The 13,271-nt window shown below is 68.5% G+C and carries 12 protein-coding genes; 11 read left to right on the top strand and 1 reads right to left on the bottom strand.

Going from position 1 to position 13,271, the window contains the following annotated elements; all coding sequences use genetic code 11:
- Positions 1-73 precede the first annotated feature (73 nt).
- The 8 genes from clpS (at position 74) to FV560_RS17010 (ending at position 8,724) form a co-directional block, all read left to right on the top strand.
- Entirely contained in the window at positions 74-385 is a 312-nt protein-coding gene (gene clpS, locus FV560_RS16975) for an ATP-dependent Clp protease adapter ClpS (RefSeq protein WP_159622755.1), read from the top strand.
- A complete protein-coding gene (locus FV560_RS16980; RefSeq protein ID WP_159622756.1) occupies positions 385-1,011 on the top strand; it encodes a DUF2017 domain-containing protein in 627 nt (208 codons plus the stop codon). Before clpS ends, FV560_RS16980 begins: the two co-directional genes overlap by 1 nt.
- A gap of 39 nt (positions 1,012-1,050) precedes the next feature.
- Positions 1,051-1,887: a glutamate racemase gene (murI, locus tag FV560_RS16985; protein WP_159622757.1), complete on the top strand. Its 837-nt coding sequence runs from the start codon at positions 1,051-1,053 to the stop codon at positions 1,885-1,887.
- Positions 1,884-2,654: an MBL fold metallo-hydrolase gene (locus FV560_RS16990; protein WP_159622758.1), complete on the top strand. Its 771-nt coding sequence runs from the start codon at positions 1,884-1,886 to the stop codon at positions 2,652-2,654. Before murI ends, FV560_RS16990 begins: the two co-directional genes overlap by 4 nt.
- Before the next feature lie 235 nt (positions 2,655-2,889).
- On the top strand, positions 2,890-5,586 hold the full coding sequence (locus FV560_RS16995; RefSeq protein WP_420853383.1) for a phosphoenolpyruvate carboxylase: 2,697 nt from the start codon (positions 2,890-2,892) through the stop codon (positions 5,584-5,586).
- A gap of 188 nt (positions 5,587-5,774) precedes the next feature.
- Positions 5,775-6,560 carry a ribonuclease PH gene (rph, locus tag FV560_RS17000; RefSeq protein ID WP_159622759.1) on the top strand — a complete coding sequence of 262 codons (786 nt, stop codon included), beginning with the start codon at positions 5,775-5,777 and terminating at the stop codon, positions 6,558-6,560.
- Positions 6,557-7,192, top strand: coding sequence for an RdgB/HAM1 family non-canonical purine NTP pyrophosphatase (rdgB, locus tag FV560_RS17005; RefSeq protein WP_159622760.1), 636 nt, complete (start codon positions 6,557-6,559; stop codon positions 7,190-7,192). Before rph ends, rdgB begins: the two co-directional genes overlap by 4 nt.
- 56 nt (positions 7,193-7,248) lie before the next feature.
- Positions 7,249-8,724: a mannitol dehydrogenase family protein gene (locus FV560_RS17010; protein WP_159622761.1), complete on the top strand. Its 1,476-nt coding sequence runs from the start codon at positions 7,249-7,251 to the stop codon at positions 8,722-8,724.
- A 13-nt stretch (positions 8,725-8,737) separates the two neighbouring features.
- Here the strand turns inward: FV560_RS17010 and FV560_RS17015 are convergent, their stop codons facing one another.
- The gene (locus FV560_RS17015) at positions 8,738-9,712 is read right to left on the bottom strand and encodes a sugar-binding transcriptional regulator (protein WP_159622762.1); all 975 of its coding nucleotides are present in this window, start codon (positions 9,710-9,712) and stop codon (positions 8,738-8,740) included.
- Between the two features lie 107 nt (positions 9,713-9,819).
- Between FV560_RS17015 and FV560_RS17020 the strand changes: the two genes are divergently transcribed.
- Genes FV560_RS17020 through FV560_RS17030 form a run of 3 tightly spaced genes read left to right on the top strand, consistent with a single transcriptional unit; the run spans position 9,820 to position 13,074 of the window.
- Complete coding sequence (locus tag FV560_RS17020; RefSeq protein ID WP_159622763.1) at positions 9,820-11,238, top strand: ABC transporter substrate-binding protein; 1,419 nt, start codon at positions 9,820-9,822, stop codon at positions 11,236-11,238.
- A gap of 1 nt (position 11,239) precedes the next feature.
- Positions 11,240-12,187 (top strand): carbohydrate ABC transporter permease, encoded by a 948-nt coding sequence (locus FV560_RS17025; RefSeq protein WP_159622764.1) that lies wholly within the window; start codon positions 11,240-11,242, stop codon positions 12,185-12,187.
- A 2-nt stretch (positions 12,188-12,189) separates the two neighbouring features.
- Positions 12,190-13,074, top strand: coding sequence for a carbohydrate ABC transporter permease (locus FV560_RS17030; protein WP_159622765.1), 885 nt, complete (start codon positions 12,190-12,192; stop codon positions 13,072-13,074).
- The last annotated feature ends 197 nt before the right edge of the window (positions 13,075-13,271 follow it).

Consider the following 13,271-nt stretch of genomic DNA (forward strand, 5'->3'; position numbering starts at 1 on the left):
GTAACGGCCCCGGGTCGATCGAGGTGCCGGTACCGGGCTGCCTCGGCGCGCACGGATCCGTACGCTGGGGGCCATGGTCGTCGCCAGCACCCCCGTCAGCACGCCGGACACCGAGTCCGTCACCGATGCTGCCGAAGCGATCGCGCCCGATCGGCCGTGGCGCACCATCGTCTGGAACGATCCGGTGAACCTGATGAGCTATGTCACCTACGTCTTCCGTAGCTACTTCGGCTACTCGGAGCAGAAGGCAAGGACCTTGATGCTGCAGGTGCACCACGAGGGACGCAGCGCCGTTTCGCACGGCAGCAGGGAACAGATGGAGGTGGACGTGCAGGCGATGCACTCCTTCGGGCTCTGGGCCACACTCGCCCAGGACGGCGACTGATGCGAGCCTTCGTCCGCCGTCGGGGGGCGTTCGTGGCCGAGGTGAGTCCGGATGAACGCACCATCCTCGCCCGCGTGGTGGCCGATACCTGTGAGTTGCTCGGCACACCGATTTCCCGGGAAGCCCCTGACGGCGCAGCCCGCCCCAGTGGGGACGGTGCTGACCCGCTGGCCTTCCTGACGTGGTCTGCTGATGGGATCGCCACCCCCAGTGACCCGGCACTGGCTCGGCTTTTGCCTGACGCCAGTGTCACCGATGAGGAGGTCTCGGCCGAGTTCCGCCGGCTGACCGAGGCCGATCTGCGGGAGACGAAGGCGGCGCGATTGAGGATGGTGTGGGCTGCCTTGCAGGCTCCTGGCGATGAGGTGCGGGTGTCGCCGGAGCATGCGATGGACTGGGCGGGTGCGCTCAACGACGTCCGGTTGGTGGTGGCCGAACGGCTCGGGATCCGCACCGAGGAGGACGCGGAGGAGCTCCATGAGGCGTTGGGTTCGCCACGGACCGGGCAGCAGTCCCGGCACAGCGAACGGGATGAGATCCGCGAGGCGCTCGGCATGCTCTACTCCGCCCTGACCTGGTTGCAGGAGTCGCTGCTGCAGGTGATGCTGCCCACACTCGACCGCTGAGCGGTGCGTGCCCGGGCCAGCGGGCCTACCCTCGTGGAGGTGAGCGACGCACCCATCGGCATCTTCGACTCTGGTGTCGGAGGCCTGACGGTTGCGCGGGCCGTGATCGACCAGCTGCCGAACGAATCCGTGCGCTATGTAGGCGACACGGCGCATGGTCCCTACGGGCCGTTGCCGATCGCCGAGGTGCGCGCGCATGCGCTGGCGGTGATGGACGACCTCGTCGCCTCCGGGGTGAAGATGCTCGTCATCGCCTGCAACTCTGCCTCGGCCGCCGTGCTGCGAGATGCGCGTGAGCGGTACACGATCGGCCGGGGCGTCCCGGTGGTCGAAGTGATCCAGCCCGCCGTCCGGCGTGCGGTCGCCGCTACCCGGTCGGGGCGCATCGGTGTGATCGGTACGCGGGCCACCATCGACTCGCGCGCCTATGAGGACGCCTTTGCCGCCGCACCGCACCTGCAACTGACTGCGACGGCGGCCCCACGGTTCGTGGAGTTCGTCGAGCGAGGTATCACGTCCGGCCCGGAGTTGCTGGGGGTGGCGCGGGAGTATCTCGCGCCGGTGCTGGCGGCGGACGTGGACACGCTTGTGCTGGGGTGCACGCACTACCCCCTGCTGACCGGTGTGGTCCAGTACGTGGTGGGGGACGCTGTCACGCTGGTCAGCAGTGCGGAGGAGACCGCCAAGGACGTCTACGCCGCCTTGGTCGCGCACGGGCTCGAGCGCAGCGACGAAGCGCCCGCCCCCCACGCCTTCCTCAGCACGGGAGAACCCGCCGCCTTCACCCAGCTCGCGCGGCGCTTCCTCGGCCCCGAGGTCGGCGCGGAGTCGGCAGCCGAGATCACCGGTGAGATCCCGGCGGTGATGCACCCGTGAGACTCATCGTTCTCGGCTGCTCAGGTTCGGTATCCGCTCCGGACTCGGCGTCCTCGTCCTACCTGGTGGAGGCCGACGACGGCACCCGCACCTGGCGCGTGGTCCTCGACCTGGGATCCGGTGCCTTCGGGCAGCTGTTGGGGCAGGTCGAGCCTGCATCGGTGGATGCGGTGTTGTTCTCGCATCTGCACGCCGACCACATGGTCGATGCTGCCGCGATGCACGTGTACCTGAGGTACGGGCCCCAGGGGCCGTACCCGGTGATGCCGGTCTACGGTCCATCCGAGACCGCCGACCGGATCGCCCAGGTCTGCGGTAACGGGGAGACGGTTGACGGCGAGTTCGAGTTCCGTTCCTGGGTCCCAGACCAGGAGGTGCGCATCGGCCCGATGGTCATCCGGGTGCATGAGGTTCGCCACCCAGTGCCTGCCTATGCCATCCGCATCGAGGGACCCGGCGAGAACGGCGGCCGCGTGGTCCTGACCTACAGCGGCGACACCGACACCTGCGACGGGCTGATCGAGGCCGCCCGCGGGGCCGACCTGTTTCTCTGCGAGGCCGCGTTCAGTGAGCCCTGTTCGGCGCCCCGGGGCATCCACCTCACCGGCCGGCGGGCTGGCCAGAGTGCCGCCCGGGCCGCCGCGCGGCAGTTGCTGCTGACCCACATCCAGCCCTGGGTGGACAGCAGTGCCGTCGCGGCCGAGGCGGGTAGCGAGTACGGCGGGCCGGTGGAGCTCGCGCGTCCAGGGGCGATGTGGCGGGTGTGACACATCCCACCGTGCACCCGATGAGCAGCTGATCGAGTGCGGTGAGCGGGCGTGGGCGCGTATGGACCCGCGGGTCGCGTCGAGCGCTGCGATCATGCCGTTCCCGGCGATACTCCGCAGGTCTGCTCAGGCACCTATCGCCAGGCGCGATCGGGTGAGGCGATGGCGGAGGTGTGATCGTCCACGCACCAGACGTGGGTGTCACGGAGTGGTAAAGGCTCGGTAGTCTCCCGCTATGACCGATGCATCCGAAGCGACCGTGACCACACCCGCGAACGGGATCGCCACCGGCTCCCGGACGGGGGCAGTGCTCGAGATGCCAGACGCACTCCGGCACGACGTACGCCTGCTCGGTGAGATGCTCGGAACAGTGCTCACCGAGAGCGGTGGACCCGAACTGCTGGCCGACGTCGAGCGGCTACGCGAACTGACCATCTCCGCCTACGACGACGCCGGAAGCGACGCCTTCGCCCGCGCCGAGGAGCTGGTGGAGTCCTTCACCCTCGACCGGGCCGAGAAGGTGGCCCGCGCTTTCACCTGCTACTTCCACCTGGTGAACCTCGCCGAGGAGTTCCACCGTGTGCGCGCACTGCGCTCCCGCGAGAGCGGGAAGGCGGCCACCGGCCGTGCTCCGGAGGACTCGCTGCAGGGCGCCTGGGCCTTCCTGACCGAGGAGGTCGGCGAGGACGAGGCCCGACGGCGTCTGGACGGAATCGAGTTCCGTCCCGTCCTGACGGCGCACCCCACCGAGGCCCGGCGCCGTGCGGTGGCCGCGAGTATCCGCAGTATCTCCGAGCTGCTCGCCGAGCGGGACGATCCGCGGCTGGGGGATGCCGGGTTGGAGGGCAACCGCCGTCAGTTGCTCTCCCAGATCGACCGCCTGTGGCGCACCTCGCCGCTGCGCAGCACCAAGCCCACCCCGCTGGACGAGGTGCGCACCGCGATGGGCATCTTCGACCAGACCCTGTTCAGCGCACTGCCGCAGATGTACCGCAAGGTGGATGCGCTCCTGCAGGACCCGGACTCACCGGCACCACTGCAGGCGCCCGCGTTCGTACGCCTCGGCAGCTGGATCGGCGCCGACCGGGACGGTAACCCGAACGTCACCTCCTCCATCACCCGCTCGGCGGCGGCCATCGCCTCCGAGCATGTGCTGACCGCGCTGGAGGAGGCGGCCGACCGGGTCGGGCGCGCGCTCACCCTCGGTGCGGACACCACTCCGGCCTCGGAGGAGCTCGAAGGGTTGTGGAACCGCCAGCGTCAGCTCTCCACCGAACTGACCGATGAGGTGGCCGGCAAGTCGCCGAACGAGCCGTACCGGCGCGTGATGCTGGTGATCGCCGAGCGGATCGCCGCCACCCGCCGCCGGGACGCCGACCTCGGTTACGACCAACCTGAAGAGCTTCTGGCCGACCTGGCCGTCGTCCAGTCCTCTCTCGTGGCCGCTGGTGATGCCCGTCAGGCCTATGGCGACGTGCAGGACCTGATCTGGCAGGTACAGACCTTCGGATTCCACCTCGCTGAGCTCGAGGTGCGCCAGCACTCCAAGGTGCACAATCAGACCCTGGAGGACATCGACTCCGGCGGCGAGCTGAGCCCGATGAGTCAGGAAGTGCTGGAGACCCTGCGCACCATCTCCTCCATCCAGCGGCGCCACGGTGAGTTGGCCGCGCACCGCTACATCATCTCCTTCACCACCTGCGCCGCCGACATCGCAGCCGTCTACCGGCTCGCGGAGGAGGCGCTCGGTTCCGCTGAGGGCGCCCCCACGCTGGACGTCATCCCGCTGTTCGAGACCTTCGCCGACCTCCAGGCCAGCACCGACGTGCTGGAGGAGATGCTGACCCTTCCCCAGGTGCAGGCGCGGCTCGAGGCGACCGGACGCCGTCTGGAAGTGATGCTCGGCTACTCCGACTCCTCCAAGGACGTCGGACCGGTCTCGGCCACGCTGGCCCTCTACGACGCGCAGGAGCGCATCGCGCAGTGGGCCGCCAAGCACGACATCAAGCTCACGCTCTTCCATGGCCGCGGTGGTGCGCTCGGCCGGGGTGGCGGCCCCGCCAACCGCGCCGTGCTCGCTCAGCCCCCGGGCTCGGTGGACGGTCGGTTCAAGCTCACCGAGCAGGGTGAGGTCATCTTCGCCCGGTACGGCGACCCGGTGATCGCCCAGCGTCACATCGAGCAGGTGGCCGCCGCCACCCTGCTGCAGTCCACCCCCGCCATCGAGGAGCGCAACTCCACCGCCGCGCGGGACTTCGCCGATATCGCCGCCACGATGGACAAGGTGTCGCGGGACCGGTTCTACGAGCTCGTCCACACCGACGGGTTCCCGGCCTGGTTCGGTGAGGTCACCCCGCAGGAGGAGGTCGGCTGGCTGCCGCTGGGCTCGCGCCCCGCCCGCCGTGGGCTGAGCATGGAGTCCCTGGAGGACCTGCGGGCGATCCCGTGGGTGTTCGCATGGACCCAGGCGCGCATCAACCTCACCGGCTGGTTCGGTCTCGGCACCGCTCTCGCCGGTGTCGGTGACGTGGAGCGGCTGCGGGACGCGTACAAGCGCTGGCCGCTGTTCGCCACGATGATCGACAACGTCGAGATGTCGCTGGCCAAGACCGACGAGCGGATCGCCCGCCGGTACCTGGCGCTGGGGGAGCGGGACGACCTCGCGCAGCTGGTGCTGGACGAGCTCGCCCTCACCAAGCAGTGGATCGTGGACATCACCGAGCAGGAGCGGCTACTCGCCGGGCACCGCGTGCTCGGCCGCGCGGTGATGCTGCGCAGCCCCTACGTCGATGCCCTCTCGCTGCTGCAGCTGCGGGCACTGCGGACGCTGCGTGCGGAGGACTCAGCCGACAGCGAGCACGACGAGGCGATCCGCCGGCTCATGCTGCTCAGCATGAATGGTGTGGCGGCAGGGCTGCAGAACACCGGCTGATCCGGCTGGAGGTAGGCGCGGATAGGAAATCGCTCGTCGATCTGGTGGCGTGACCACCAGATCGACGAGCGATTCGCTGTTGTACGGCAGTCTCCACGGCATCCGCGCCGGGCCCCGCGCCACGTGGATCCGGCTGGCGCCCCGGCCCGCGGCAGGGAGGTGCTGGCCGCTGCCGTAGGCTCGATCGCATGACTGAGAGCACTACTGCACCCGCCACCCGCGCCGACGGCCGCCGCCCCGACGAGCTCCGCCCCGTGACCTTCCACCGCGGCTGGTCCGACCAGGCCGAGGGGAGCGTGCTGGTCGAGTTCGGCGGCACCCGGGTGCTGTGCACCGCATCCTTCACCGAGGGCGTCCCACGCTGGCGCAAGGGGTCGGGCCTGGGCTGGGTGACCGCCGAGTACGCGATGCTTCCCCGCTCCACGAACTCTCGCTCGGACCGTGAGTCCGTCAAGGGGAAGATCGGGGGACGCACTCACGAGATCTCCCGCCTGATCGGCCGCTCGCTGCGCGCGATCATCGACGTCTCCGCTCTCGGTGAGAACACGATCGTCCTCGACTGCGACGTGCTGCAGGCCGACGGCGGAACCCGCACCGCCGCGATCACCGGCGCCTATGTGGCCCTCGCCGACGCCATCGCCTGGGGCCGGGAGAACGGGGCGGTCAAGCCCGGTGCCACCGTGCTGACCGACTCCGTGGCCGCCGTCAGCGTGGGCATCATCGACGGAACGCCGATGCTCGATCTCCCCTACGTCGAGGACGTGCGTGCCGAGACGGATATGAACGTCGTGGTGACGGGCGCCGGCTCGTTCGTGGAGGTGCAGGGCACGGCCGAGGGGGCGCCGTTCCATCGCGCCGAGCTCGACTCCCTCCTCGACCTCGCGGTCGCCGGCACTGCGCGCTTGGCGCAGCTGCAGGAGCAGGAGCTGGCAGCACCGCTCAGCCGCCGCGGCGCGCCGGGGCCGCTCGCATGACGGCGCACGGGCAGCAGGGCGCAGAGGCGAGCGCTCGGCTGGTGCTCGCCACGCACAACCAACACAAGGTGGCTGAACTCAAGGCCATTCTCCACGCCGCCGGGGTACCGGCCGAGGGCGTGGTCGGTGCCGGTGAGGTGGGGGCGAGGGAGCCGGTTGAAGACGGTGTCACCTTCGCTGAGAACGCTTTGATCAAGGCGCGTGCGCTCGTCGCGCATACGGGTGTCGCTGCTGTGGCCGATGATTCCGGCCTCGCCGTGGACGTGCTCGGTGGGGCGCCGGGGATCTTCTCCGCCCGGTGGGCGGGCAGGCACGGTGACGACGCAGCGAACCTCGATCTGCTGCTCGCCCAGCTCGCCGACGTCCCCGCCGAGCATCGCGCGGCCGGCTTCGTGTGCGCGGCGGCCCTGGTGGCACCGGACGGCACCGAACATGTCGAGGTCGGCGAGCTGCGGGGGACACTGCTGACACAGCGCCGGGGGACCGGCGGCTTCGGCTACGACCCGATCCTGCGGCCCGACGGCGAGGACCGCTCGTGCGCCGAGCTCACGGCCGAGGAGAAGAACGCCATCTCCCATCGAGGGAAGGCCTTCCGGGCGCTAGCACCGCACATCGCCGCTGTGCTCATCTGAGTTCGGGATTGTGCTCATCTGATATCGTCGTCTCGACGACCACGCAAGGAGCCGAGATGACCTCCCTCAACGACGAGAATCTGCGCGACCTCGATCCGGCGGTCGCCGTGCCGGACTACGACCGCTCCGAGCTCCGGGTGGGCATCGTCCACATCGGCGTGGGCGGCTTCCACCGGGCCCACCAGGCGATGTACCTGGACCGGCTGATGGGCGAAGGAAAGGCGCACGACTGGGCGATCTGCGGGCTCGGCCTGCTCCCGGGGGACGCTCGGATGCGCGACGCGCTCCTCGGTCAGGACGGCCTCTACGCGCTGGTGGTCAAGCACGCCGACGGTCACAACGAGGCGAGAGTGATCGGCTCGATCGTCGACTACGTCTTCGCCCCCGATGACCCGGAGGCCGCGCTCGAGCGGCTGACCGACCCGGCGGTCAGGATCGTCTCGCTCACCGTGACCGAGGGTGGCTACAACGTGCACCCGGTCACGGGGGAGTTCGACCTGACCAACGCGGCCGTCCGGGCAGACCTCGCACCTGAGGCGACGCCGTCGACCTCCTTCGGCTACGTCGTCGAGGCGCTACGGCGCCGCCGCGAGAACGGAACGGCACCCTTCACGGTCATGAGCTGCGACAACATCCAGGGCAACGGCGAGGTCGCTCACCGGATGTTCTCCGCCTTCGCCCGCGCCAAGGATGCCGAGCTCGCGGACTGGATCGAGTCCCACGTTCCCTTCCCGAACTCCATGGTGGACCGCATCACCCCGGTCACCACCGATGCCGACCGCACCCTCGTCGCCGACGAGCTCGGGATCGGGGACGCCTGGCCGGTGGTCACCGAGCCGTTCACTCAATGGGTGCTCGAGGATCGTTTCGCCGCGGGCCGGCCCTCGTACGAGGATGCTGGTGTGCAGGTGGTCGAGGATGTCGAACCCTACGAGCTGATGAAGCTCCGTCTGCTCAATGCCAGCCACCAGGCGCTGGCCTATGTCGGCTACCTCTCGGGCTACCGGCTCGTGCACGAGGTGTGCCAGGACGAACTCTTCGCCCGCTTCCTGCGTGCCTACATGGACACCGAGGCCACGCCCACATTGCGTCCTGTGCCCGGCGTGGATCTGGACGACTACAAATCGACGTTGATCGAGCGGTTCTCCAACCCGGGCGTGCGCGACACCGTCGCCCGGCTGTGCGCGGAGTCCTCCGATCGGATCCCGACCTGGCTGGTCCCGGTCATCCGGGACAACCTCGCCAGTGGTGGCGAGATCCGGTTGTCGGCGGCCGTCGTCGCCAGCTGGGCTCGGTACGCCGAAGGTGTCGACGAGCAAGGTGAACCGATCGAGATCGTGGACCGCCTTGCCGACCGCGTCCACGCAGCGGCGCTGCGCCGGTCTGAGGATGACGTGGCATTTCTGCGCGATCGGGATCTGTTCGGCGATCTGGTCGATCACGAGCGCTTCGTCGAGGCCTACCGCTGGGCACTGGACTCGTTCCATGCCCGCGGGGCGCGCGCGACCGTCGCCGACCTCATCGACGGCTGAGCGCGCCGGAGCGTCAGTCCTGCTGCTCCACCAGCGCCCGGGCGCACTCGGCATCGAGGACGAGAGTGGAGGCGATGCTCCCCAGCGCGGCGGCCCGCACGGCCGGAGCAACCCCCGCACCGAAGCCGCACGCCACCACCTCGGGGGTGCGGCGCAGCTGATCGAGGCGAACCGCCACGACCCGCTCGTCGAGCGCGGTGTGTACGTCGTGCCCCTCGGCGTCGAAGAGCCGCCCTGAGCATTCCCCGACGGCGCCGCTCGCCTCCGCCTCTTCCCGGTCGGCCGGGGTGATGTTCGGGTAGACCGTCGAGGCCTGGCGTGACCAGCCGCCGATCGCCACCACAGCAAGATTGAGGGCGTCGGCGCGCGTGAGGGCCTCGGCGATCTGGGGCTGCTCACGCAATCCGGCGGCCGTGGCCGCATCGCGGACCACGAGTGGCGCCCAGATGGGCCACGTGCGCACCCCTCGCAGGCTCTTGAGGCGCTGGATCATCTCGACTGAGTCACCGCTGTCGGCCACTGGCATCGCGCCGACCAGCTGGACGATCTCGCAGCGCTCGAGGTGATCCAGGTGCATCGTGGCTCGTTCGATCGTGCGTGACCAGGACATGCCGACCGTCATCCCGTCCCGCACGCGGTCGCGGATCGTGTCGGCCACGGTCCGCGCGAGCAGGTCGCGTCGCTGTGAGGGGTCCGAATGTGACGGGCTGATGATGACCCGTACTCCCAGGTCGGCGGAGACTCGAGCGCCGAGGTCGGAGTCGGATTCCTCCGGGAGGGCGATGGAGATCCGGACGATCCCGCGTTCGCGGGCGGTGTTGAGCAGGCGCGCCACCTGGAACCGGGAGAGGTCTCGTTCCTTGGCGATCTCGACCTTGGACTTGCCCTCGAGGTGGAAGTCGATGCATACATCGCGCATGAGCGCGAGCTCGTCCTTGTCCACAGTATCGGCTCCACTCTCACAAATGATGATGAAGGTCTTGCTCATCTGAGTGTATCGGACTACTGTAACCATCGACAGATGAGCGAACGGTGATGCTCAGATGAGTGGCGAAGTTCTAGGTGCGCCACTGCCACACCGACGTGAGGACGACGATGTTCCCCATCCACCTATCAGGATCCGCGCTGGCCGGATCAGCAGATCCACCCCACCGCCCACGGTCCTCGACGCGACGGCGGGCTGCGGCCCTCGCCGGCGTCGCCTCGCTCGCCCTCGCCGGATGCGCCGGAGCCGGCGCGGTCGGCGGGGGAGAGGGCCAGGAGCAGATCGTCGTGGCGATCGTCTCCAACCCGCAGATGCAGGATGCGATCTCGCTTCAGGACGAGTTCCGTGCCGAGCACCCGGACATCGATGTGCGCTTTGTGAGCCTTCCCGAGAACGAGGCCCGCGCGAAGATCACTGCGTCGGTGGCGACCGGCGGCGGCGAGTTCGACGTGGTGATGATCTCCAACTATGAGACCCCGATGTGGGCCGCGAACGGGTGGATCGAGAATCTCCAGCCCTACGCCGAGGCGACCGAGGGATATGCCCCCGAGGACTTCGTGCCCAGCGTGGCCGGGGCACTGTCCTATGACGGGGACTTGTATTCGGTCCCCTTCTACGGTGAGTCCTCCTTCCTCGCCTATCGCGAGGACGTGTTCGCCGAGCAGGGGCTCACCATGCCGGAACGCCCGACCTGGGCCGAGGTCCGCGACGTTGCCGCTCAGCTGCACGACCCGGAGGCAGGCTTCTCCGGGATCTGCCTGCGCGGGCTGGCCGGGTGGGGTGAGGTGATGGCTCCCTTGACCACGGTGATGAACACCTACGGCGGCAGCTGGTTCGACGCCGATTGGAACGCTCAGCTGGACTCTCCGGAAGTCCATGCCGCCGTCAGCGACTACGTGAGCCTCGTGCGCGACTACGGTCAGCCGGGCGCCGCCACCTCCGGGTTCGGCGACTGCCTGACCCGGTTCTCCCAGGGCAACGCCGCCATGTGGTACGACGCCACCTCGATGGTTTCCAGCGTGGAGGACCCCTCATCCTCTACGGTCGCAGGGAACGTCGGCTATGTGCCCGCCCCGGTCCAGGAGACCGAGTCTGCCGGCTGGCTGTATTCGTGGTCGCTGGCCATTCCGACCACCAGTGAGCACACCGACGCCGCCTGGGATTTCGTCTCGTGGATGACCAGCCCGGATTACATCCAGCTGGTGGGCGACGAGCTCGGGTGGGAACGGGTGCCGCCGGGTAGCCGCCTGTCCACCTATGAGATTCCCGAATATGCCGAGATCGCCCAGGCATATTCCGAGCCGACCCTGACCTCCATGGGGCTGGCAAGTCCGGAGAACAGCTTCACGGAGCCGGTTCCCTACCCGGGCATCCAGTTCGTCGGTATCCCCGAGTTCCAAGACCTGGGTACCCGTGTGGGTCAGCAGATGTCCGCGGCGATCGCCGGCCAGATCACCGTGGACCAAGCCCTCGAGCAGTCCCAGCGGTACGCCGAGACGGTGGCCGACTCGTACCAGGAAGAAGGCTGAGATGAGCACCCTCGTCGAGAGTCACCACCGCCGGGAGGCGGCGCGCCGCGGGGCGTCCAAGACTCCCGCGCAGATCGAGCGCGCCGAGGCGTGGCGCCGCCGCGCCCCGCTGCTTCCGGCGCTGATCTTCACCATCATCGTCACCCAGGTGCCGTTCCTGGTGACCATCTGGTACTCGCTGCGCTCGTGGAACCTGTTGCGCCCGGGTACGGACCGGTTCGTGGGGCTGACCAACTACGCCGATCTGTTCGCGGACTCCACGTTCCGCGGTGCCGCCGTGAACAGCGTGATCTTCACGCTCGGCTGCGTGGCGGCAGCGATGCTGCTCGGAATCGGGTTGGCACTGCTGCTGGACCGCAAGTTCGTGGGCCAGGGCCTGGCCCGCACGCTGCTGATCACCCCGTTCCTGATCATGCCGGTGGCCGGGGCGATGATCTGGAGCGTCTCGATGCTCAACCCCACCTACGGCATGGTGAACTGGCTGATCGGCCTGGTCGGGATGGACGCGGTGGACTGGACCTCCACCTACCCGGTGCTGAGCATTCTGATCGCGTTGGTGTGGCAGTGGACCCCGTTCATGATGCTGCTGGTGCTGGCAGGGCTGCAGGCCCAGCCCAAGGACGTGCTCGAAGCAGCACAGATGGACGGTGCCGGCTGGGGCAAGACCTTCGTGTCCATCACGCTGCCGCAGCTGCGCCGCTACATCGAGTTGGGCGTGCTGCTCGGCGCGATCTACGTCGTGAACACCTTCGACCAGATCTACCTGATGACCGCCGGCGGTCCCGGGACGGCGAGCGCGAACCTGCCGTTCTACATCTACCAGCGGGCGTTCCTCGGCTTCGACATCGGTCAGGCCGCAGCCATGGGCGTGGTGGTGGTGATCGCCACGATCATCGTGGCCACCTTCGCCCTGCGCCTGATCTTCCGCAGTTTCGAGCAGAAGGACTGATCATGACGACGACGTCCCCTGAGATCCGTAGTTCGGGCGCCCCCGGTGGGGCCCGGCCAGCTCGCCGTGACCGTGGTGAGGGCGTGCGTGGCGGGTTGCTGACCGCGCTCACCTGGGTGATCGCCATCGCGTTCTTCTTCCCGGTCGCCTGGATGGCCCTGACGGCGTTCAAACAGGAAGCCGAGGCGGCCTCGAACCCGCCGACCTGGTTCTTCACGCCCACGCTGGATCAGTTCCGGGCCGTGATCGAGGGCGGGGCTGGGGTGTACTTCGCGAACTCCCTGATTGCCACGGGCGTGTCCACCTTGCTCGTGATCGCGCTGGCAGTGCCGGCCTCGTATGCGCTGGCGATCCGGCCGGTGAAGAAGACCCAGGACGTGCTGTTCTTCTTCATGTCCACGAAGATGCTGCCGGTGGTGGCAGTGATCGTGCCGATCTATGTGATCGCCGGGCGGCTGCACGTGCTGGACACCATCTGGACCCTGGTGGTGCTGTACACGGCCATGAACCTGCCGATCGCGGTATGGATGATGCGCTCGTTCTTCCAGGAGATTCCCGGTGAGGTGCTGGAGGCGGCGTCCATGGACGGTGCTGGGCTCATGCGGACGCTGCGCACGGTGCTCATCCCGATGGTGGCCCCCGGTCTGGCTGCGACGGGCTTGATCTGCGTGATCTTCGCCTGGAACGAGTTCTTCTTCGCCCTCAACCTGACGGCGGCCCGGGCGGCGACGGTGCCGATCTTCATCACCTCCACGATGACCAGTGAGGGCTTGTTCCTGGCTCGACTCTCCGCCGCGAGCCTGCTGGCGTCCTTGCCGGTGCTGATCGCCGGGTGGGTTGCGCAGAAGCAGCTCGTGCGCGGCCTCTCGATGGGAGCCATCAAGTAACTCACCCGAACGCCGGAATTGCACGTCGATGTGGCGGTTGAGCCGTCTGGCCCAACCGCCACATCGACGTGCAATTCCGGTAGAGGACGGCTTATTCGTCCGGGTCCGACCGCGAGGGTGGCTTGAGTGTCGAAAATCAACCCCCAATGTCAAGTGGTCGTTGCGACAGTGAGGAGTTGGTTGAGGGCTTGGGCGGG

Origin of the sequence: Ruania rhizosphaerae (assembly GCF_009805705.1) — a bacterium.
GTDB lineage: Bacteria > Actinomycetota > Actinomycetes > Actinomycetales > Beutenbergiaceae > Ruania > Ruania rhizosphaerae.

What these genes read in the sequence shown, in the direction of transcription:
- clpS (WP_159622755.1), top strand. Translation starts at nt 74, where the DNA reads ATGGTCGTCGCCAGCACCCCCGTCAGCACGCCGGACACCGAGTCCGTC.
- FV560_RS16980 (WP_159622756.1), top strand. Translation starts at nt 385, where the DNA reads ATGCGAGCCTTCGTCCGCCGTCGGGGGGCGTTCGTGGCCGAGGTGAGT.
- FV560_RS16995 (WP_420853383.1), top strand. Translation starts at nt 2,890, where the DNA reads ATGACCGATGCATCCGAAGCGACCGTGACCACACCCGCGAACGGGATC.
- rph (WP_159622759.1), top strand. Translation starts at nt 5,775, where the DNA reads ATGACTGAGAGCACTACTGCACCCGCCACCCGCGCCGACGGCCGCCGC.
- rdgB (WP_159622760.1), top strand. Translation starts at nt 6,557, where the DNA reads ATGACGGCGCACGGGCAGCAGGGCGCAGAGGCGAGCGCTCGGCTGGTG.
- FV560_RS17010 (WP_159622761.1), top strand. Translation starts at nt 7,249, where the DNA reads ATGACCTCCCTCAACGACGAGAATCTGCGCGACCTCGATCCGGCGGTC.
- FV560_RS17015 (WP_159622762.1), bottom strand. Translation starts at nt 9,712, where the DNA reads ATGAGCAAGACCTTCATCATCATTTGTGAGAGTGGAGCCGATACTGTG.
- FV560_RS17020 (WP_159622763.1), top strand. Translation starts at nt 9,820, where the DNA reads ATGTTCCCCATCCACCTATCAGGATCCGCGCTGGCCGGATCAGCAGAT.
- FV560_RS17025 (WP_159622764.1), top strand. Translation starts at nt 11,240, where the DNA reads ATGAGCACCCTCGTCGAGAGTCACCACCGCCGGGAGGCGGCGCGCCGC.
- FV560_RS17030 (WP_159622765.1), top strand. Translation starts at nt 12,190, where the DNA reads ATGACGACGACGTCCCCTGAGATCCGTAGTTCGGGCGCCCCCGGTGGG.